Annotated in this window: 21 protein-coding genes; 10 read left to right on the top strand and 11 right to left on the bottom strand. The window is 67.9% G+C overall.

Annotated features, from left to right (window positions below):
• Positions 1-44: 44 nt before the first annotated feature.
• The 4 genes from ABIS05_RS10270 to ABIS05_RS10255 all read right to left on the bottom strand — a co-directional run bounded on the left by ABIS05_RS10270 (position 45) and on the right by ABIS05_RS10255 (position 4,246).
• Positions 45-2,006, bottom strand: coding sequence for an alkaline phosphatase PhoX (locus ABIS05_RS10270; protein WP_348009873.1), 1,962 nt, complete (start codon positions 2,004-2,006; stop codon positions 45-47).
• Positions 2,007-2,095: 89 nt separating this feature from the next.
• The gene (locus ABIS05_RS10265; protein ID WP_348063249.1) at positions 2,096-2,911 is read right to left on the bottom strand and encodes a BPSS1780 family membrane protein; all 816 of its coding nucleotides are present in this window, start codon (positions 2,909-2,911) and stop codon (positions 2,096-2,098) included.
• Between the two features lie 5 nt (positions 2,912-2,916).
• Positions 2,917-3,915 (bottom strand): homoserine kinase, encoded by a 999-nt coding sequence (locus ABIS05_RS10260; protein ID WP_348009871.1) that lies wholly within the window; start codon positions 3,913-3,915, stop codon positions 2,917-2,919.
• A gap of 37 nt (positions 3,916-3,952) precedes the next feature.
• On the bottom strand, positions 3,953-4,246 hold the full coding sequence (locus tag ABIS05_RS10255; protein WP_348009870.1) for a hypothetical protein: 294 nt from the start codon (positions 4,244-4,246) through the stop codon (positions 3,953-3,955).
• A gap of 42 nt (positions 4,247-4,288) precedes the next feature.
• Here ABIS05_RS10255 and polA point away from each other — a divergent pair, with 42 nt between their 5' ends.
• The 5 genes from polA to ABIS05_RS10230 all read left to right on the top strand — a co-directional run bounded on the left by polA (position 4,289) and on the right by ABIS05_RS10230 (position 9,154).
• Positions 4,289-7,048: a DNA polymerase I gene (gene polA / locus ABIS05_RS10250; protein WP_348009869.1), complete on the top strand. Its 2,760-nt coding sequence runs from the start codon at positions 4,289-4,291 to the stop codon at positions 7,046-7,048.
• Positions 7,049-7,151: 103 nt separating this feature from the next.
• Positions 7,152-7,496, top strand: coding sequence for a hypothetical protein (locus ABIS05_RS10245; RefSeq protein ID WP_348009868.1), 345 nt, complete (start codon positions 7,152-7,154; stop codon positions 7,494-7,496).
• Positions 7,497-8,117: an AAA family ATPase gene (locus ABIS05_RS10240; protein ID WP_348009867.1), complete on the top strand. Its 621-nt coding sequence runs from the start codon at positions 7,497-7,499 to the stop codon at positions 8,115-8,117.
• 31 nt (positions 8,118-8,148) lie between these two features.
• Positions 8,149-8,775: a response regulator transcription factor gene (locus tag ABIS05_RS10235; protein ID WP_348009866.1), complete on the top strand. Its 627-nt coding sequence runs from the start codon at positions 8,149-8,151 to the stop codon at positions 8,773-8,775.
• Positions 8,776-8,899: 124 nt separating this feature from the next.
• Entirely contained in the window at positions 8,900-9,154 is a 255-nt protein-coding gene (locus ABIS05_RS10230; RefSeq protein ID WP_348009865.1) for a hypothetical protein, read from the top strand.
• 44 nt (positions 9,155-9,198) lie between these two features.
• Here ABIS05_RS10230 and xdhB read toward each other — a convergent pair whose 3' ends face one another.
• Positions 9,199-11,517: a xanthine dehydrogenase molybdopterin binding subunit gene (gene xdhB / locus ABIS05_RS10225; protein ID WP_348009864.1), complete on the bottom strand. Its 2,319-nt coding sequence runs from the start codon at positions 11,515-11,517 to the stop codon at positions 9,199-9,201.
• Positions 11,514-12,992, bottom strand: a complete 1,479-nt coding sequence (gene xdhA, locus ABIS05_RS10220) for a xanthine dehydrogenase small subunit (RefSeq protein ID WP_348009863.1) — start codon at positions 12,990-12,992, stop codon at positions 11,514-11,516. Before xdhA ends, xdhB begins: the two co-directional genes overlap by 4 nt.
• Before the next feature lie 39 nt (positions 12,993-13,031).
• On the opposite strand from xdhA, the gene guaD reads away from it, so the two are divergent.
• Positions 13,032-14,339 carry a guanine deaminase gene (guaD, locus tag ABIS05_RS10215; RefSeq protein ID WP_348009862.1) on the top strand — a complete coding sequence of 436 codons (1,308 nt, stop codon included), beginning with the start codon at positions 13,032-13,034 and terminating at the stop codon, positions 14,337-14,339.
• 98 nt (positions 14,340-14,437) lie between these two features.
• Positions 14,438-14,629 carry a hypothetical protein gene (locus ABIS05_RS10210; protein WP_348009861.1) on the top strand — a complete coding sequence of 64 codons (192 nt, stop codon included), beginning with the start codon at positions 14,438-14,440 and terminating at the stop codon, positions 14,627-14,629.
• 6 nt (positions 14,630-14,635) lie between these two features.
• On the opposite strand, the gene ABIS05_RS10205 is transcribed toward ABIS05_RS10210, so the two are convergent.
• The 4 genes from ABIS05_RS10205 to ABIS05_RS10190 are packed head-to-tail and all read right to left on the bottom strand — an operon-like array spanning position 14,636 to position 16,153.
• Complete coding sequence (locus tag ABIS05_RS10205) at positions 14,636-14,911, bottom strand: DUF5985 family protein (protein WP_348009860.1); 276 nt, start codon at positions 14,909-14,911, stop codon at positions 14,636-14,638.
• Complete coding sequence (locus tag ABIS05_RS10200; protein ID WP_348009859.1) at positions 14,908-15,168, bottom strand: DUF5985 family protein; 261 nt, start codon at positions 15,166-15,168, stop codon at positions 14,908-14,910. The genes ABIS05_RS10205 and ABIS05_RS10200 overlap by 4 nt, the downstream gene beginning before the upstream one ends.
• A gap of 1 nt (position 15,169) precedes the next feature.
• Entirely contained in the window at positions 15,170-15,553 is a 384-nt protein-coding gene (locus ABIS05_RS10195) for a hypothetical protein (RefSeq protein ID WP_348009858.1), read from the bottom strand.
• A gap of 45 nt (positions 15,554-15,598) precedes the next feature.
• Complete coding sequence (locus ABIS05_RS10190; RefSeq protein WP_348009857.1) at positions 15,599-16,153, bottom strand: NUDIX hydrolase; 555 nt, start codon at positions 16,151-16,153, stop codon at positions 15,599-15,601.
• A 34-nt stretch (positions 16,154-16,187) separates the two neighbouring features.
• Between ABIS05_RS10190 and maiA the strand changes: the two genes are divergently transcribed.
• Positions 16,188-16,823: a maleylacetoacetate isomerase gene (gene maiA, locus ABIS05_RS10185; RefSeq protein WP_348009856.1), complete on the top strand. Its 636-nt coding sequence runs from the start codon at positions 16,188-16,190 to the stop codon at positions 16,821-16,823.
• Entirely contained in the window at positions 16,813-17,541 is a 729-nt protein-coding gene (gene pgeF, locus ABIS05_RS10180; protein WP_348009855.1) for a peptidoglycan editing factor PgeF, read from the top strand. Before maiA ends, pgeF begins: the two co-directional genes overlap by 11 nt.
• On the opposite strand, the gene ABIS05_RS10175 is transcribed toward pgeF, so the two are convergent.
• Entirely contained in the window at positions 17,461-17,736 is a 276-nt protein-coding gene (locus ABIS05_RS10175) for a hypothetical protein (RefSeq protein WP_348009854.1), read from the bottom strand. The two genes, pgeF and ABIS05_RS10175, sit on opposite strands and share 81 nt — an antisense overlap.
• 114 nt (positions 17,737-17,850) lie before the next feature.
• Between ABIS05_RS10175 and phaC the strand changes: the two genes are divergently transcribed.
• Positions 17,851-19,539 carry a class I poly(R)-hydroxyalkanoic acid synthase gene (gene phaC, locus ABIS05_RS10170; RefSeq protein WP_407074828.1) on the top strand — a complete coding sequence of 563 codons (1,689 nt, stop codon included), beginning with the start codon at positions 17,851-17,853 and terminating at the stop codon, positions 19,537-19,539.
• The last annotated feature ends 18 nt before the right edge of the window (positions 19,540-19,557 follow it).

Genomic DNA, 19,557 nt, shown 5'->3' with positions numbered 1-19,557 from the left:
CTCTCGCAGCCCCTTTTTTTCGACCAGGCAGCAAACCCGGGCTCTCAGCCGATCTTGCTGAGCTTCATGCCCGTGGCCACGCCCGTCAGGTAGCCCACCTGCGCGCCGAAGCGGTCCTTGTAGTTGGCGCGCACCAGCGGGTCCAGCGTGGCCTTGACGACGTTGTGAAGCGGTGTGCCCCAGTCGCCTGGGTGCTGGAAGTTGGCGGTGATGTAGGTCCACCCATTGAGGTCGTCCACCACGCCCAGGCCCGTCGCCTCGGCACCCGAGGGCATGGACGCGAGGCGGCTCAGCACCTTGGTGTCGACGTTGTAGGCCCAGATGAAGTTGTTGACGTGGTAGCCGCTGTCCTCGCCGATGAAGAGGGTGCGCAGCTTCTCGGAGAACTTCAGGTTGTCCGGCGCGCCGATCTTGTCGGGGTTGGCCAGGTTGCCCAGGGCGTCGGCCACGGCGAGGTCTTCGCCGACCATCAGCGTCTTGGTCAGCGACGGCACCCATTCGCTATCGATAGCGGCACTGGCCGTGTCCTTCTGGCCAGCGCTCAGTGTGTGCGCCAGCACGCCGCCAGCGTTCAGCGCCTTCTCGATGGTGATGCCGTAGGCCTCGTTCCAGGCGGCGTGGCCGCGCACCATGGAGCTCTGCATGTTCTGCAGCGCCGAGTAGGCGACCTTGTCCTTGACGTTGACGGTCGTGCCCTCCATCTTCGTAAAGGCCATCGTGCCGCCCTTGAGCGCGGCGTAGCGGTGGGTCTCCAGGAAGGCGGCGGCCTTGTCCATGCCGGCCTTCACGCGCACCCACTGCACCTTGCCGCTCAGCCAGATCTTGGTGAACGTGGCGTCGGCCGGGTCGGTGTTGGACACGTCCATGATGTCCGTCGCCTTGAGCGTGTCGGCCAGGGCCTTGATCTCGGCGCTGGTGGCCGAGCCGAGCTTGATCCAGGTGATGGCGGCGCCTGCGGCGGCCGGGTCGAGCGAGAAGCCGGCGCCGAACTTGGCCACGTACAGCGTGCCGGCGGAGAGGTCCTTCTCCTTGTCGGCCACGAACATGAAGAAGCCGCCGTTGGTGGCGTCGTCGCCCATGATGGCGGTGCGGTTGTCGGGCATGACCTGGATCAGCTCGTGCGAGATGCGGCCCAGGCAGTAGTGCTTCTTGATGGTGCCGCTGCCGTCCGGGTTGACGGTCACTTCGGGCAGGTGGCCGTAGTGGTAGGGGTTGGCCTGGGTCTCGCTGCCGAACAGGTTCTTGCTGTAGGCCTGGAACTGCGCGTTGGCGGCGATGGTGAAGGCGTCGGGCTCGTACTCCTCGCTGGACAGGTGCGTGCCCCAGGGCGAGAGGCTGGCGCCGCAGGTGATCCACAGGCCCATGGCCGGGGTGGTATCGACGTTGTGGTACTTCACCAGCGACAGCTTGCCGGTCGCCGGGTCCTGGTCTAGCGTCAGCACGGCGATGGGCGAGGGCAGGCGGCCGTACATGTCGGTTTTGCCGTCCTGGGCCCAGGTCGTGTACTCGAACTGCACGACGGCGAACACCGTGTTGCCCTTCACACCTGCGACGCTGGCGTTGTCGAGCTTGAGCAGCGAGGTGCCGTCGGGCGAGTCGCTGAAGAACTGGCGTTCCTGGCCCGCCACGGTGGCGTCGACGATGGGCTTGCCGGCGAAGTCGACATAACCGCCCGCCAGGACGGTGCCGCCCTTGCCGTCGGCCACCAGGTCGCCGGTGGTGAAGAAGGGTTGGTAGGCCAGCGCGAAGGCCTGTGTCGTGTCGTCACTGAGTTTGACCGTCAGTGTGGAGCTGACCAGGGTCTTGGCCATGTCGGCGGGTGTGGCCAGTGACGGTGCGGCCATGCTGGTGAAGCTGGCCGACGTCATGCTGGCCACGGGGGCATCGCTGCCGCCGCCGCAGCCCGTCAGCAGGCTGGCCCAGGCCGCGCCGCCCAGCGGCAGCATGAGGGGAGCGCCCAGGAACTTCAGGGCTTGGCGACGTTGGAGAACATTGGATTGGGTCATGGAGACTGCGGACTGCGCATGCAACGAAAGTGCAGCAATCTAGGCAGTTCTCATGTCGCCCTCGTGAAAACCCGAGGCGGCTTGTTCGCTCAGGCGTCGCCGTCGAGCAGGCCGGGCGGCGCGCCGAACATGAAGCAGTCGACGAAGCTGAAGTACAGCGAGGCGTAGAACACCGTCGACATCAGCAGCCCCGTGGCCATCAGCGCCATGGGCGCGAACTGCGCCAGGCCCAGCAGCCCGAACACCAGGCTGATGACGCCAGCCACGCCCATCAGCACGGCGGCCCAGAGCAGGCCGTTCAGCGCGAATGCTCCCTTGTTGCGCCACAGCGCCAGCGTGCTGGAGAACAGCGCCTGGGCCACGCCCTGGCCGCCCCAGTGCACGAGGGCCGGTGCATGCCAGTAGGGCACGGACAGCAGCGTCACCAGCCCCAGCCGCGTGGCCACGCCCCAGAACAGGCGCGGGTCCAGCGCGGCCTGGGCGATGACCTCGTTGTCGGCGTTCTCGGAGATGAGCTTCTGCAGGTCACGCGTGCTGCCGCCGTCCACCCAGTCGGCGAGCAGGCCGATCAGCACCACCACGACGGCGTAGCTGAGGCACAAGATGAGCTGGCTGCGCCGACGCTCGGGTGTGAGCTTCAGCGGCGCGATGAAGACGCTGGCCATGGGCGTCTTCTTCTGCAGCACCAGATGGGTGGCCAGCATGAAGCCGAGCGACAGCAGCGGCAGCGACGCAAAGGTCAGCAGCGGGCCGATGCCGGGCAGCAGCATCGCAACGAAGCCGACGAACAGGAAGAGACCGAACAGGCTGGACAGCGCCAGCGGCTGGCGCTGGAAGACCTTGAAGCCGTGGCGTATCCACAGCCGGCCGTTGCGGGCAGGCACCTCCTGCAGATGCAGTTGCATCGTCATCATTCGGCCTCGAGCGGCATGGCGTGCCAGGGCTTGGCGATGCGCTCGCGCAGCACGCGCTCGAAGTGGCCGGGGTCATGCGCCTTGAGCAGCGAGGCTTCGCGCGGCAGGTGCAGGTCGAACAGGCGCGACACCCAGAAGCGTAAGCCCGCCGCGCGCAGCAGGGCCGGCAGCAGGCGGTGCTCGGTGCCGGACAGCGGCCGCACGGTCTCGTAGGCTTCAACGAAGACAGCGGCGCGATCCTCGATGAGGCGGCCGTCGCTCAGGTCGATGCACCAGTCGTTCAGGCAGACGGCGACGTCGAACAGCCAGGTGTCGACGCCGGCGAAATAGAAGTCGAAAAAGCCGGTCAGCCGCTCGCGGCCCGCGCCCTCGCCGGGCTCGAACATGACGTTGTCGCGGAAGAGGTCGGCGTGGATGGGGCCTGTCGGCAAATCGCCATAGCGGGCCGACGCGGCGAGTTGCTCCTGGTAGGCCAGTTCGTTCGTCAGCAACTCGGCCTGCGCCGTCTCCAGGAAGGGTAGCAACTGCGGCACCACCTCGCGCCACCAGGGCAGGCCGCGCAGGTTGGGCTGGTGCAGCGGGTAGTCCTTGCCCACCAGGTGCATGCGCGCCAGCGTCGCGCCGACCTGGGCGCAGTGGAAGGCGTCCGGCGCCATCTGGTGGCCGCCGTGCAGGCGGTCGACTATTGCCGCAGGCTTGCCCGCCACCTCGAACAGGATCTCGCCAGTTGCATCTGCGTGCGGCTCGGGCACTGGCACGCCGCGCTGGGCCAGGTGCTGCATCAGCCGCAGGTAGAAGGGCAACTGCTCGGCCGTCAGGCGCTCGAACAGCGTCAGCACGTAGCGGTGCAGATGGCCGTCGCGCGTGCAGTCGACAAAGTAGTTGGTGTTCTCGATGCCGGCGCCAATGCCGCGCAGCGAGCTCAAGCTGCCAAGTTGGAGGTGGTCCAGCAGGGCTTGGGCCTGCGCTGGGCTGACTTCTGTGAAAACGGCCATGGGTCTGCGAAATTGGCGACCCGGGGGCCGCGCACGATCAGAATTTGAAAACGTTCCAGACCCGCGAGCCCGAGCCGCTCTTGGGCAGGCCGGTGCCGGTGCCGCCGGCCGACTCGCCGCCCGCGTCCTTGACGACGATTTCGTAGTCAGGCGCCTTGGTCAGCTTGTTCTTCACGGTGACCTTCTTGGCCTCGCCGCGCACCTTGAGCTCCTCGATGCGGACCTGGTCGTCCTCGGCCACGGTGCGCTCGACCTTGGGCTCGGGCGGCGGGTCGGCGAGGGCTGCGGCGCTGAGGGCGGCGAGCAGCAGGAGTACGGCAGGGCGAAGCATGTTGCCGATTCTAGGTGGGGTGCTGGCCGAGAATGTCTTGCTATGAGTAAACCCATCCTGCTGCTGGTCGACGGTTCCAGCTACCTCTACCGCGCCTTCCACGCCATGCCCGACCTGCGCGGCCCCGAGGGCCAGCCCACCGGGGCGGTGCGCGGCATGGTGGCCATGCTGAAGAAGCTGCAGAGCGACATCGGCGCGGCGCATGCCGTCTGCGTGTTCGACGCCTCGGGCCCGACCTTCCGCGACGAGTGGTACCCCGAGTACAAGGCGCAGCGCTCGCCGATGCCGCCGGAGCTGCGTGCGCAGATCGAACCCATCCACGAGGTCGTCAAGCTGCTGGGCTGGCCGACGCTGACGGTGCCGGGCGTGGAGGCGGACGACGTCATCGGCACGCTGTGCTGCATCGCGGCCAATGCGGGCCACCGCGTCATCGTGTCGACGGGCGACAAGGACCTGTCCCAGCTCGTCAATCCGGACGTGGAACTCATCAACACGATGAGCAACGAGCGGCTGGACGAAGCCGGCGTGCTGGCCAAGTTCGGCGTGCCTCCGAACCGCATCGTCGACTACCTGACGCTGATGGGCGACACGGTGGACAACGTGCCGGGCGTGCCGGGCGTGGGGCCCAAGACGGCGGCGAAGTGGATTGCCGAGTACGGCTCGCTGGACGGCGTCATTGCCGCCGCGCCAACGATCAAGGGCAAGGCCGGCGAGAACCTGCGTGCCGCGCTGGACTGGCTGCCGATGGGCCGCAAGCTCGTCACCGTGAAGCTGGACTGCGAACTCGCCGAGCACGTGGCCGGCTGGCCGCAACTGGAGGAGCTGGCCTTCCGCGAGCCGGAGAAGGTCGCGCTGGGCGAGTTCTACACGCGCAATGGCTTCAAGGCCTGGCTGGAAGAGCTGACGGGCGAGGCGCCTGCGGCGAAGAAGACGAAGCCGGCGGACAACCCCGGCCTGTTCGACGAACCCGAGCCACTCGCCGGCGCGGCCGATGTGGCGCGGCAGTACGACACCATCCTGACGTTCGATCAGCTCGACGCCTGGATCGCCCGCCTGCGCGCTGCACCCCTGTGCGCGCTGGACACCGAGACCGATTCGCTCGACCCGATGGCCGCGCGCATCGTCGGCATCTCGTTCGCCGACAAGCCCGGCGAGGCCGCCTACATCCCGCTGCATCACAGCGGCCCGGACGCGCCGGAGCAACTGCCTTTCGACGAAGTGCTGGCGCGGCTCAAGCCCTGGTTGGAGGACGAGTCGGCCAAGAAGATCGGCCAGAACCTGAAGTACGACCGCCATGTGCTGACCAACGCCGGCATTGCGCTGGCGGGCGTGCAGCACGACACGCTGCTGCAAAGCTATGTGCTCGAAGCCCACAAGACCCACAACCTCGAAGCACTCGCCGAGCGCCATCTGGGCCGCAAGGGCCTGAGCTACGAGGACCTGTGCGGCAAGGGCGTGCACCAGATCCCGTTCGCGCAGGTTAGCGTGGACAAGGCGACGACCTACTCGGGCGAGGACAGCGAGATGTGCCTGCAACTGCACGGCGTGCTGTGGCCGCAGATCGAGGCCGACGCGGGCCTGACGCACATCTACCGCGACATCGAGATGCCCACGGCCGACCTGCTCGCGCGCGTGGAGCGCACCGGCGTGCTGATCGACGCCGGGCGTTTGCAACTGCAAAGCCACGAGATCGGCCAGCGCCTCGTGCTGCTGGAGTCGCAGTGCTACGACATCGCCGGCCAGCCCTTCAACATCGGCTCACCGAAGCAGATCGGCGACATCCTGTTCACCAAGCTGGGCCTGCCTGTCGTGAAGAAGACGGCCACCGGCGCGCCGTCCACCGACGAAGAGGTGCTGACCGAGCTGGCCGCCGACTTCCCGCTGCCGGCCAAGATCCTCGAATACCGCGGCCTGTCCAAGCTCAAGAGCACCTACACCGACAAGCTGCCGCTGCAGATCAACGCCCACACCGGCCGCGTGCACACCAACTACGCGCAGGCCGTGGCCATCACGGGGCGGCTGTCCAGCAACGAGCCCAACCTGCAGAACATTCCCATCCGCACGGCCGAGGGCCGCAAGGTGCGGGAGGCGTTCATCGCGCCGGCGGGCTGCAAGATCGTCAGCGCCGACTACTCGCAGATCGAGCTGCGCATCATGGCCCACATCAGCGAGGACCCGGGCCTGCTCAAGGCCTTCCAGGAAGGCCAGGACGTGCACCGCGCCACCGCCAGCGAGGTCTTTGGTGTGGCGCTGGGCGATGTCTCCAACGAGCAGCGCCGCTACGCCAAGACCATCAACTTCGGCCTCATCTACGGCATGGGTGCCTTCGGCCTGGCCTCCGCTTTAGGCATCGAGCAGAAGGCCGCCAAGGACTACATCGATCGCTACTTCACGCGCTTTGCCGGCGTCAAGAAGTACATGGACGAGACCAAGGCGAGCGCGGCCGAGCTGGGCTATGTGTCGACGCTGTTCGGCCGGCGCATCTACCTGCCGGAGATTCGCGGTGGCAACGGGCAGCGCCGCGCGGGTGCCGAGCGCCAGGCCATCAACGCGCCCATGCAGGGCACGGCGGCCGACCTCATCAAGCTGGCCATGCTGCAGGTGCAGGCCGAGTTGGAGCGCGCGGGCAAGCAGAGCCGCATCGTCATGCAGGTGCACGATGAACTGGTGTTCGAGGTGCCCGAGGCCGAGCTGGACTGGATGCGCACCGAGGTGCCGCGCCTGATGGCCGGCGTGGCCGAGTTGAAGGTGCCTTTGCTGGCCGAGGTAGGCGTGGGCTCCAACTGGGAAGAAGCCCATTGACCTCCCACCCCCGTTGCGGCTTCACCAGCTTGATTCGTGATGCCTGGGGAATTATGTAATTTGCAGAAAAATGGCAAAATGCATCAACGCTTTGGAGACACCCATGTCCGCCGTCCTTGAACAAGCCATTGCCGACCAGCTGCCCAGCGTGTCGGCCACCCAACTCGTGGCGGGCATCCAGAAGGTCGGCCGCGCGGTGGCGGTGCACGGCGCCGTGCTCATCACCAAGCACGACCAGCCGGCCTATGTGCTGATGTCGGTCGAGCGCTACCGCGAGTTGCAACGCGCCGCCGAGCCCGATCTGGGCGCGTTGAGCGGCGAGTTCGACGCGATGTTCGCTCGCGTGCAAGGGCAGCGCGAGGCGTTGACCCAAGCCTTCGCGATGGCGCCCGAGGCCATCGGCGCCGCTGCCGTGAAAGCCGCCAAGCCGCGTCGCAAGGCCGCCTGAGTGCCGGCGGCGATCTTTGTGCTGGCCGGTGTCAACGGCGCTGGCAAAAGTTCGCTGGGCGGAGCGGCCCTCCAGGCCAGTGGTGCCGAGTTCTTCAACCCCGACGCCGCCGCTGCGCGGATACGCGAGCAGCAGCCCGGCCTGAGCGCAGAACAAGCCAATGGCCTGGCCTGGACCGTTGGCCGCCGCAGGCTGGAGAAGGCGTTGGCAGAGGGGGGCATTCACGCCTTTGAGACGACGCTGGGCGGCGGCAGCATCGCCAGGCTGCTGCTTGAAGGCGCCCGTGCCGGTGCCGAGGTGCATGTCTGGTTCGCCGGCCTGGCGACGCCCGAACTGCATCTGCGCCGCATTGCCGCGCGCGTGGCGGCCGGCGGGCACGACATCCCCGAGACCAAGGTGCGCGAGCGCTTCGACGCCAGCCGCAGCAACCTCATCAAGCTGATGCCGCACCTGGCCAGCCTGCGCGTTTTCGACAACAGCTTCGAGGCTGACCCGCGCGCCGGCAAGCGGCCGCAGCCGGTGCTGCTGCTGCAGATGCAAGCGGGCCGCGTCGTCCGCCATGCACCGCTGCCCTCCGTGCCCGCCTGGGCCAAACCCCTGCTGGCCGCAGCCCTGCGTTGACTATCATCGGCGCCACCGAGGGGAGCAAAGAATGAGGGTCCTGCTGGTCAATGCGTTCCCGATGGCGTGCGCCGCGCTGACCGGACTGATCGAGCAGCATTTCGCTGTTCCTCAGGTTCAGGGCGTCGACAGCGCCGCCGCCGCGCTTGCCGCGCTGAGACAGGGCGTGCCCGATCTGGTGTTGCTGGACTTGCGCGTGGACGGGGGCCTGGAACTGCTGGTGCAGATCCATCACGAGCATGTGCAGTTGCCCGTGGTGGTCATCTCAGGCACCGATCGCACCGAGGACGCGCTGTCCGCGCTGGGCGCCGGCGCGATGGGCTATGTGCCCGAGCGCAGCGATCTGGACACCCTGGTGGAGGCGCTGTGCCTTGTGCTGGCCGGTGGCACCTATGTGCCGACGTTGGCGCGCCTGCCCGGCAAACCCGCACCGGAGGCCGCGCAGCCACCGCAAGACTGGGCCCATCTGCCGCTGACGCCGCGCCAGAAGCATGTGCTGAGCCTGCTGAGCCAGGGCTTGCCCAACAAGCTGATTGCGCGCGAACTCGGCGTCAGCGTCGACACGGTGAAGGATCATGTCGCTGCGGTGCTGAAGGCGCTGGGCGTCAGTTCACGCACCCAGGCCGTCGTCGCCGCGACGCAGAAAAACCGGCCGTGATTCGCGCCGCGAGGTTGGGGGCATTGGCGGGAGCCCCTAAGTCGTAGCAAAGAAAGCTGCCGCGTCCTACGTCGGCGTTCGCGTTTGATTGGTCATGCTTGCCTCTTCAACACAGAGGTAGGCCATGGCAGACAGCGTCTTTGATGAATACCAGGGCGTCCGGTTCAAGGTGGACGCGATCGCCCAAGGCGAACTATTCGTCGGGCGTTTTGAGCTCATCGGTGGCATGGTCTCGGGCGCCAGCGGCACCGACGACAGCTATCGCCCGACCCTGCAGAACGCCTGGGCGACACCGCAGGAGGCCGTGACCTATGCGACTGAAGCCGCGCATCACGCCATCGACGGCATAGAGCCTTTCACCGACGTGCAAGCCCCGTAGCTGCGGGTCCGCGGGTGTCGCGCTACTTCAGACGCGACACCGCTTCACCGCACAGCGTCAATCGCATCGAGTACCGCCTCGGCCGTGGCCGGCGCGCGCAGCGGCGGGTCGCAGCGCGTGGGCCCGCAGGCGGCGCAGGCGTCCTTGATCGCCAGCAGCGCCGCAAAGCCCAGCAGCAGCGGCGGCTCGCCGACGGCCTTGCTGCGGTGGATGGTTTCGCTGGCGTTGGCCACACCGAACAGTTCGACGGTCAGCTCGGTCGGGCAGTCGTTGGCAGTTGGGATCTTGTAGGTGCTGGGCGCGTGCGTCGTCAGCAGGCCGGTCACGGGGTGCCAAACAAGCTCTTCCATCGTCAGCCAGCCCATGCCCTGGATGAAGCCGCCTTCGATCTGGCCGATGTCGATGGCCGGGTTCAGGCTCGTGCCCACGTCGTGCAGCAGGTCGGCGCGCGTGATGCGACTCTCGCCGGTCAGCGTGTCGACGACAGCCTCGCAGACGGCGCCGCCCCAGGCGAAGTAGTAGAACGGGTGGCCCTGCAGCTTGGTGCGGTCCCAGTGCAGGCCGGGCGTGGCATAGAAGCCGTCGCTCCAGAGCTGCACGCGCTTCAGGTAGGCCGCAGCGACAAGCTCGCAGAACGCGACGCTCTGCCCACCGCCGCTAACCTGGCCGCCCTCGAAGGCGATGAGTTCGACCGCGCAGCCGAAGCGCTCGGCCGCCAACGCCGCCAAGCGCAGCTTGATCTTGCGCGCCGCGTCCTGCGCGGCCTTGCCGTTCAGGTCGCTGCCAGTGGAGGCCGCCGTGGCCGACGTGTTGGCGACCTTGCTCGTGTCGGTCGCCGAGCAGCGCACCGACGACAGTGGCAGGCCCAGCTCATGCGCCACGACCTGCGCGACCTTGGTGTTCAGCCCCTGGCCCATCTCCGTGCCGCCGTGGTTCACCAGCACCGAGCCGTCGGTGTAGACGTGCACCAGCGCGCCGGCCTGGTTCAGGTGGGCGACGTTGAAGGAAATGCCGAACTTGACCGGCGTAAAGGCCAGGCCCTTCTTCAGCACGCGGCTGCCGGCGTTGAACGCGGTGATCTCGGCGCGGCGATCGGCGTAGCGGCTGCTGGCTAGCAGTTGCGCGGTTAGCGGCTGCGCGTGCAATTCCTCGACCTGCTGGCCGTAGGGCGTTACGTCGCGGCCGGGCGCGTAGAAGTTGCGCTGCCGCACCTCCGCGGCGTCCACACCGAGCCGGCGCGCGATGCCGTCCAGGATCATCTCCACGGCGATGGCGCCCTGCGGGCCGCCGAAGCCGCGGAAGGCGGTGTTGCTCTGCGTGTTGGTCCTGGCGCAGTAGCCATGCATGGCGACGTGCGGCAGCCAGTAGGCGTTGTCGAAGTGGCAGAGCGCGCGGGCCATGACCGGCGCGGACAGGTCGGCGCTGTGGCCGGCGTTGGCGATCAGGTCGATGTCGACTGCGAGGACGCGGCCGTCGGCGTCGAAGCCCACGTCCCAGCGGTAGTCGAAGCCGTGGCGGCGGCCGGTGATGAGGAAGTCGTCATCGCGGTCTACGCGCAGCTTGACGGGCTTCTTCAGCTTCAGCGCGGCGATGGCGGCCACGCAGGCGAACACGGCCGATTGCGACTCCTTGCCGCCGAAGCCGCCGCCCATGCGCCGGCATTGCACGACGACGCGGTGGGCCTGCCAGCCTAAAGCATGCGCCACGAGCTGCTGCATTTCGCTCGGGTGCTGGGTCGAGCAATGCACCAGCACGCCGTCGCCGCCTTCCTGCGGCAGGGCCAGGCTGATCTGGCCTTCTAGGTAGAACTGCTCCTGCCCGCCCAGGCTCCACGTGCCACGCAGGCGGTGCGGCGCGGCGGCGAGCTGCTCGGCCGGTTCGCCGCGCGTCAGGTGCATGGGCGGCAAAACATACTGGCCGGCGGCGTGGGCTTCGAGCGCTGTCAGCACCGGCGGCAGCGGCTCGGCCTGGATGACCTGCTTGGCCAGCGATGCCGCTCGACGGGCGAGTTCGCGGTCCGTCGCGATGACGGCGAACACCGGCTGGCCGACGTAGCGCAGTTCGTCCGAGGCCAGGATCGGGTCGTCATGCAGCAGCGGCCCGCAGTTGTTCTCGCCGGCAATGTCGGCCGCCGTGAACACCGCGACGACGCCGGGCATCTTGCGGATGCGCTCAACATCGATGCCCAGCAGCTTGCCGTGCGCGATGGGTGACAGGCCCAGCGCCGCATGCAGCGTGCCGGCGGGTTCGGGGAGGTCGTCGGTGTAGGGTGCGGCGCCGCTGACGTGAAGATGGGCCGACTCATGCGGCAGCGAGCGGCCCACGACGGGCTCGCTGGTGACGAGTGTTTCGCGCTTGTTCATGCCGCCAACCTCGCGATGCGCCAGACCGTCAACGTGCGCCGGTCCAGGCTTTCCAGCCACAGCTTGCGCAGCAGGTTCTGCGCGACCTTGAGCCGGTAGGCGCTGGAGGCGCGCACGTCGGTCATCGGTTTGAAGTCGTTGACCAGCGCCGCCGCAGCCGCTTCGGCGGTGGCCTCGACCCAGGGCTGGCCGACGACAGCGGCTTCAGCCGCAGCCGCGCGCTTGACGATGGCCGCCATGCCGCCGAACACGAAACGCGCCTGCTGCACGCTGCCGTTGCGCAGTTGCAGCGCCAGCACCGCGCAGACGGCGGAGATGTCGCTGTCATGCCGCTTGGAGACCTTGTGCGCCGAGATGGCCCAGCTCGTGTCCGGCTTTGGTACATGCAGCGCCTCGACGAACTCGCCGGGCTGCAAGTCCTTCTTCAGGTAGTCCAGATAGAAGTCCTGCAGCGGCAGGCGGCGCTGCTGCGTGCCACGACGCAGGATCACGTCCGCGCCCAGCGCGATGAGGGCCGGCGCGCCGTCGCCGATGGGTGAGCCGTTGGCGATGTTGCCGCCGAGAGTCCCCGCATGGCGCACCGGCGGCGAGGCAAAGCGGCGCCACAGCTCGGCTAGCGATGGAGCCAGTTCGGTCAGTTGGCCCCAAGCGTCCTCCAGCGAGGCCGCCGCGCCGATCCACAGGCCGGGCTGACCGTTGAAGTCCTCCGAGCGGATCTCGCGCAGCGCCTCGACTCGGCCGGTGTAGATCAGCTCCGGCAGCTCGCGGAACTGCTTGTTGACCCACAGGCCGATGTCGGTGGAGCCTGCCAGCAGCGTGGCCTGCGGGTAGGTCTCGCGCAGCAGGGCGAGGTCGGGCAGGGTTTGCGGCGCGTGGAAGCGCTGGCCGGCGTGCCGGTAGTCCAGCGGCTCGTCCCTGGCCAGTTCGCGCAGCGCGGCGGCGATGGGCTCGCGGTCCAGCAGGCGGGCCGGCGCGTCGAACATGCGTTCACCCGCATCCAGGATGGGCCGGTAGCCGGTGCAGCGGCAGAGGTTGCCGGCCAGCGCGTCGGCCAGCTCCTGCCGGTCGGGCCGCGTGCCGGCGGCCTGGTGGGCCTCGTAGCAAGTTGTCATCGTCATGACGAAGCCGGGTGTGCAAAAGCCGCACTGCGAGCCGTGGCAGTCCACCAGCGCCTGCTGGGCGGGGTTGAGCGCCTCAGGGCCGCCCAGGTCTTCAACCGTGAGCAGCGCGCGGCCGTCCATCGTGGGCAGGAACTGCGTGCAGGCATTGACATTGCGTAGCTGCAGCTGGCCTTGCGCGTCCAGCTCACCCTGAATGACGGTGCAGGCGCCGCAGTCGCCCTCGGCGCAGCCTTCCTTGGTGCCGGTGCAGTGGGCGTGCTCGCGCAGGTACTGCAGCACCGTCGTCGTGGCGGGCAGGCCGGTCACTTCGGCGACCTGGCCGCGATGGAAAAAACGGATGGGGCGGGTATTCATGTTGGCCTCGATTGTCGAACCTTGCTCCAGAATTGCCATATGAGTTTTACTAACCAGGAAAAATCAACCGACAGCCCGCGCCGATGGGCGCTGCGCGGCGATCTGCTCGACTTCAACGCCGCACCGCGCTGGGGCGAAACCGAATCCCCGGCGGTGCGTTTCGACCGTGATCACTGGCTGCTGATCGAGGACGGCCGCATCGTCGGGCGCCAGGCCGCCGAGCCCGACGCCAGCTGGGCGCGCAAGGACCATGCCGGCCAGCTCGTGCTGCCGGGCTTCATCGACACCCATGTCCACTGCCCTCAGCTGGAGGTCATCGGCTCCTACGGCACCGAGCTGCTGGACTGGCTGGAGCGCTACACCTTCCCGGCGGAATGTGCCTTTGCCGACCCGGCGCGCAGCCGCGCGGGCGCCGAGGTTTTCCTGGATGCGCTACTGGCCAGCGGCACCACCTCCGCCGTCGTCTTCGCCACCGTGCACAAGGTCTCGGCCGAGGCCTTGTTCGACAGCGCCGCCGCGCGCGGCATGCGCCTCATCACGGGCAAGGTGCTGATGGACCGCCACGCGCCCGACGGTCTGCGTGACGATGTGGTGCAAGCCGAGCGGGAGTGCACCGATCTGATCGAACGTTTTCACGGCACCAAACGACTCGCCTACGCGGTGACCGTGCGCTTTGCGCCGACCAGCACGCCCGAGCAGCTCGCCATGGCCGGCGCGCTGTGCCGCGCCGACGCCAGCCTTTACATGCAGACCCACGTGGCCGAGAACCGCGCCGAGGTGGCCTGGGTGGCCAAGCTCTTCCCCGAGGCGCGCAGCTACCTGGACGTCTATGAGCGCGTGGGCCTGGTGCACGAGCGCGCGGTGCTGGCCCACGGCATCTGGCTGGACGCGCATGACAAGGTCTTGATTGCCGACCGTGGCGCCCAGGTGGCGCATTGCCCGTCGAGCAACCTCTTCCTGGGCAGCGGGCTGTTCGACTGGCCGGGCTCGGCCTTCAACGTCAGCCTGGCCTCCGACGTCGGCGGCGGCACCACGCTCAGCCTGCCGCGCAACATGCTCGACGCCTACAAGGTGCAGGCCCTGCGCGGCGAACGGCTGACGGCCTGGACGGCGCTGCACGCCAGCACGCGCGGCGCGGCCGAGGCCTTGCAGCTGGGCGGCGAGATCGGCGGGCTGTCGGTCGGCCAGACGGCGGACATCTGCGTCTGGGACTGGGCGAAAGGCCCGGTCGCCGAGGCACGCGACGCCGTCGCCCGCGAGCTTCACGAGCGCGTCTTCGCCTGGATGACGCTGGCCGACGAGCGCAACCTGGCTGCCTGCTACGTGGCCGGTCGTCAGCGCGTCTGACGGCTCGTCCTGACCGATCGCCGCTTGGTCGCAGGCCGCGTGAAGCGGGCGCCCGGGCGGGCTACCGTGGCGGCTATTCGTTCACGAGGAGTCCCGCGATGCTCGGCTTTCTGCTCTGGTGCCTGCTGTTCATCCTCTGCTGGCCGCTGGCCATCGGTGCCCTGCTGCTGTGGCCGCTGGTATGGCTGGCCATGCTGCCGTTCAGGCTGCTGGGCATTGCGGTGGACGGCGTGTTCGGCCTGCTGCGCGCCATCGTCATGCTGCCGGCCCGGGTGCTGGGTGGGCGTTGAGCGCGCTCAGGGCCGCTTCGGACGGTTCTTGTCCCAGATGGCGACGACGATCAAGGCGTAGGACAGCAGACGCACCGAATAGTGCACCGGGTCGCCTTCGTTCCAGGAGGCCGTCATCGCCATGTGCACGCGGTTGGCGGCCTCGATCCAGAACGACAGCATGAAGAACAGGAAGAAGCGGTCGCGCGTGCTGCGCCAGTAGCGCAGAAACACCAGGCCCACGACGAAGCAGCCGGCAGCGATGCCGCCGACCAGCGTGGCCGCCGCCAGGCTGTTGCTCATCGTTCGTTCTCCATGACGAGGGCGATGGCGAGCACCCAGACCGAGGCCAGGCCCAGCACCAGCCGCGCCGGCAGCAGGTCGATGTCAGTAAAGACCATGCGGTCCAGGATGAGCATCAGGTTGTTGGCGGTCAGCCCCGCAAAGCACAGACCGCTCCAAAGCAGCAGCCGCGCCCGGCTGCGGGCGTAGGCGCGCAACAGCAGCCAGGCGCAAGCCAGCGCCGTCAGGGCGCACAAGGTGTAGATCAGCTTGTCCAATTCAGGGCTCCCTTTTGAGCTTGAAGGCGTCTGCGAACAGCTGAGCGCTGTTGGGCTTGGCGCCATGAATCAGCTGCGTCACGGCGATGAGATGGGTCCCGTAGCAGTTGGCAAAACGATCCCAGGCGCGTGCCAGTTCCTCATCGCGGGGCTGGTAACAGTAGCCCGCCTCGTCACGGCTCAGCACGCCGGAGTCCAGACCCAGGACGAGCAATTCGTTGGCAGTGCGCTGCGGTACATACAAGGACTTCGCAACGGCGCTGGCGTCCAGCTTCTCGCCGGCCCGGCGTCTGAGCAGCAGCACCGCCTCCGCGAACGGGACGCTGGGTACACCAGTCAGGATGAAGCGCCTGACGTCGTCTGGAATGTTGGGAGGCTTGCTCACGGGACGGGCATTCTGACGCGAGGCGACGCGCGGCCGACGCGGCGATCAAGGAATGTCGATCTCGCGCAGGCCGAGCGCACGGCCCGCGCGGCGGTCGTCGAAGAAGCAGCGCAGCGTCTCGCGTGACGTCTTGAAGGCGATCTCGTCCCAGGGAATCTCGTGCTCGGCAAAGAGCTTCGCCTCCAGCGACTCGGGCCCCGGATTGAAGTCCAGCGAGCGCAGGCGGGCGTAGTAGAAGAGGTGGACCTGGCCGACGCGCACGACGTTCAGCATCGTGTACAGCGGCCCCATCTCCACATCGGCGCCGGCCTCCTCCACCGTCTCGCGCAGCGCACCTTCGGCGCAGGTTTCGCCCAGCTCCATGAAGCCGCCCGGCAGCGTCCACAGCCCATGGCGCGGTTCGATGGCGCGGCGGCACAGCAGCACGCGGCCGTCTTCTTCCCAGACCGGCAAGGTGCCGACGACGTTCAGAGGGTTCTGGTAATGGATGGCCGCGCAGGCCGGGCAGACCGCGCGTTCGCGGTTGTCGTCGGGCGGAATGCGGTAGTCCACGGCGGTGCCGCAGTTCGGGCAATGCTTGAAGTGGCTGGGGAAGGGCATGAGGGCCAGTTTAGAAGCCGGAGAATGACCGCTTATGAAGCTCTACAACTACTTCCGCTCCTCAGCCTCCTGGCGCGTGCGCATCGGCCTGGCGCTGAAAGGGCTGGACTACGACTACGAGGCCATCCACCTCGCCAAGAACGAGCAGTTCGCTGGGCCCTTCGCCGCACAGCAGGTGTCGCATCTCGTGCCAGCCCTGGTGCTGGACGACGGCACCTGGCTGAGCCAGTCCATGGCCATCCTCGAATACCTCGACGAGACCCACCCCGAGCCGCCGCTGCTGCCGCAGGGTGCCTTCGCGCGGGCGCAGGTGAGGGCGCTGGCGCAGGACATCGGCTGCGACATCCACCCCATCAACAACCTGCGCGTGTTGCGCTACCTAAAGCACGACATGGGCCACGATCAGGGCGAGGTGGACCGCTGGTATCGCCATTGGGTGGCCACCGGCCTCGCCGTCGTCGAGCAGCGGCTGGCCCGCACGGCCGGGCAGTTCTGCTTTGGCGACACGCCGGGCCTGGCCGACTGCCTGCTCGTGCCTCAGGTCTACAACGCCCAGCGCTTCGAATGCCGGCTGGACGACTTCCCCACGGTGCTGCGCATCAACGCCGCCTGCCTGGCGCTGCCGGCGTTTGCGAGCACCCACCCGGACGCCTGCCCCGATGCCGCTTGACCCGACCTGGTTGCGGCCGGACTGGCCCGGCGTCACCGCCTTCATGACGACGCGCGGCCCCAACTTTGGCCGCAAGGCGGGCGACCCCGAGCAGGTGCGCGCCAACCGTGCCCGTCTCGCCGAGCAACTGGGCGCGCGGCCGATCTTTCTGGATCAGGTCCATGGTGCCGACGTGGTGCGCCTGCAGGCGGGCTGGCACGACGACAACGCGCCCGGGGCAGACGCTGCCGTGTCCACCGACCCCAACCTGGCCGTCGCCATCCTCGTGGCCGATTGCCTGCCCGTGCTCTTCGCCGCGCCGGGCGGCGTGGCCGGCGCGCATGCCGGCTGGCGCGGCCTGGCGGCGGGCGTGCTGGAGAACACGGTCGCCGAACTCTGCGCCGCCGCTGGCTGCGAGCCGCGCGACGTGAAGGCCTGGCTGGGCGCCTGCATCGGCCCGCAGGCCTTCGAGGTCGGCCCCGAGGTCGTGGCCGCATTCGGCCGCAAGCCGCTGGAGCGCGACCAGCCTGGCTTTCTCTACCGGCCCAACCCTGAGCCTCGCTGGCGCGCCGATCTGCCCTTGCTAGCTCGCGAACGCTTGATGTCGATCAATGTCACCCGAATCAGCGGCGGCGGCTGGTGCACGCTGACCGATGATTCACGCTTCTTCTCGTTCCGGGGTGAGTCCCTCGGCCGGCCCTGCGGGCGCATGGCCGCCTGCATCAGCCTCGGCCGTTAGTTCAGCGGCTTCCGTTGCACGCCGCCTGCGCCGGCGGCCCGGCGTGCCGAGGATGTAGAGCAGCAGGCCCAGCGGCAACACGCCGTAAAGCAGCAAGGTGACGATGGCGCCAAGGAGGGTGCCCTGCGGGCTCATCGCTTCGGCGGCAGCCATCATCAATGCAACATAGGCCCAGGCGATGGCGACGAGGTACATGGCGTCACAGGCATGTCAGCGCCTGGGGTTAAAAAGTCGGGTCAGCGGAATGTGGCAAGCTTATTGCACTGGCTCAGACGACACCGCTGAGGCGACAGAGTTCCTAGGAGATTCATGGCCACCCGCAAGAAGACCGATGCATCGCCCGCAGCCGAGGCGCAGCCGCCCTTCGCCGAGCTGATGCATCAGATGGCGCATCTGCCGCTCATCTCACCCACCGCGCTGGCGGAATTGCAGAGCGATTACCTGAAGCAGGCGACGAGCTTGTGGAATGCGTCGCTGGGCCAGGGCGAGGTGCCCGCGGTCAGCGACCGGCGCTTCGCGGCGCCCGAGTGGCGGGCCAGCAAGGCTGCCAGTTTCATGACGCAGCTCTACCTGCTCAACGGCCGCACGATGCAGCAGATGGCGGCGTCCATCGAGGGCGACGACAAGACCAAGGCGCGCATCCGCTTTGCGGTGCAGCAGTTCGTCGACATGGCCGCTCCCAGCAACTTCCTCGCGCTGAACCCCGAGGCGCAGAAGCTCGCGCTCGACAGCAAGGGTGAAACGCTGGCCCGCGGCCTGCAGCAGCTGTGGGGCGACGTGCAGCGCGGCCATGTGTCGCAGACGGATGAAAGCGCCTTCGAGGTCGGCAAGAACGTGGCCACCACGGCGGGCAATGTCGTCTTCGAGAACGAACTCTTCCAGCTCATCGAGTACACGCCGTTGACGGCCTCAGTGGCCGCACGGCCGCTGCTGATGGTGCCGCCCTGCATCAACAAGTTCTACATCCTCGACCTGCAGCCCGACAACTCACTGATCCGTTATGCCGTGGCCGAGGGCAACCGCGTCTTCGTCGTCAGCTGGCGCAACCCGGACGAGTCCATCAAGCACTTCGGCTGGGACGACTACATCCAGACCGGTGCCATCGAAGCCATCCGCGTGGCTCAGGAAATCTCGGGCCAGAAGCAGATCAACACGCTGGGCTTCTGCGTCGGCGGCACCATCCTCGCCACCGCGCTGGCCGTGCTGGCCGCACGCGGCGAGCAGCCGGCCGCCAGCGTCACGCTGCTGACGGCGCTGCTGGACTTTGCCGACAACGGCATCCTGGACATCTTTGTCGACGAAGCCGCGGTACGCATGCGCGAGACGACGCTTGGGCCCGAGTCGCCCAAGGGCCCGCAGCTGCTGCACGGCCAGGAGCTGGCCACCACTTTCAGCTTCCTGCGCCCCAACGATCTGGTCTGGAACTACGTCGTCGGCAACTACCTCAAGGGCGAGGCACCGCCGGCCTTCGACCTGCTGTACTGGAACGGCGACTCCACCAACCTGCCCGGGCCGATGTACTGCTGGTATCTGCGCCACACCTATCTGCAGAACGAGCTCAAGGTGCCGGGCAAGCTGACCATCTGCGGCGAGAAGGTGGACCTCGGCGCCATCAACGCGCCGGTCTACATCTACGGCTCGCGCGAGGACCACATCGTGCCGTGGACGAGCGCCTACCGCAGCACCCAGTTGCTCAAGGGCAAGAAGCGCTTCGTGCTGGGCGCCTCGGGCCATATCGCCGGTGTCATCAACCCGCCGCCAAAGCCCGGCAAGCCGGCCAAGCGCAGCCACTGGATCACCAAGGGTGCTACCTTGCCGGCTGAGGCCGACGACTGGTTGCAAGGTGCCACGGAGCACCCGGGCAGCTGGTGGCCGGATTGGTCAGCCTGGCTGGCCTCACATGCTGGCGAGGCCAAGCCCGCGCCCAAGACGCCGGGCAACCGCAAGTTCAAGGCGATCGAGCCCGCACCCGGTCGCTACGTCAAGGTCAAAGCCTGATTTTTTATAACGAAGGAG

The organism is Roseateles sp., from assembly GCF_039929605.1.
In the GTDB taxonomy this organism is placed as follows: Bacteria; Pseudomonadota; Gammaproteobacteria; order Burkholderiales; family Burkholderiaceae_C; genus Pelomonas.
This window is presented reverse-complemented; position numbering and strand designations above follow the sequence as displayed.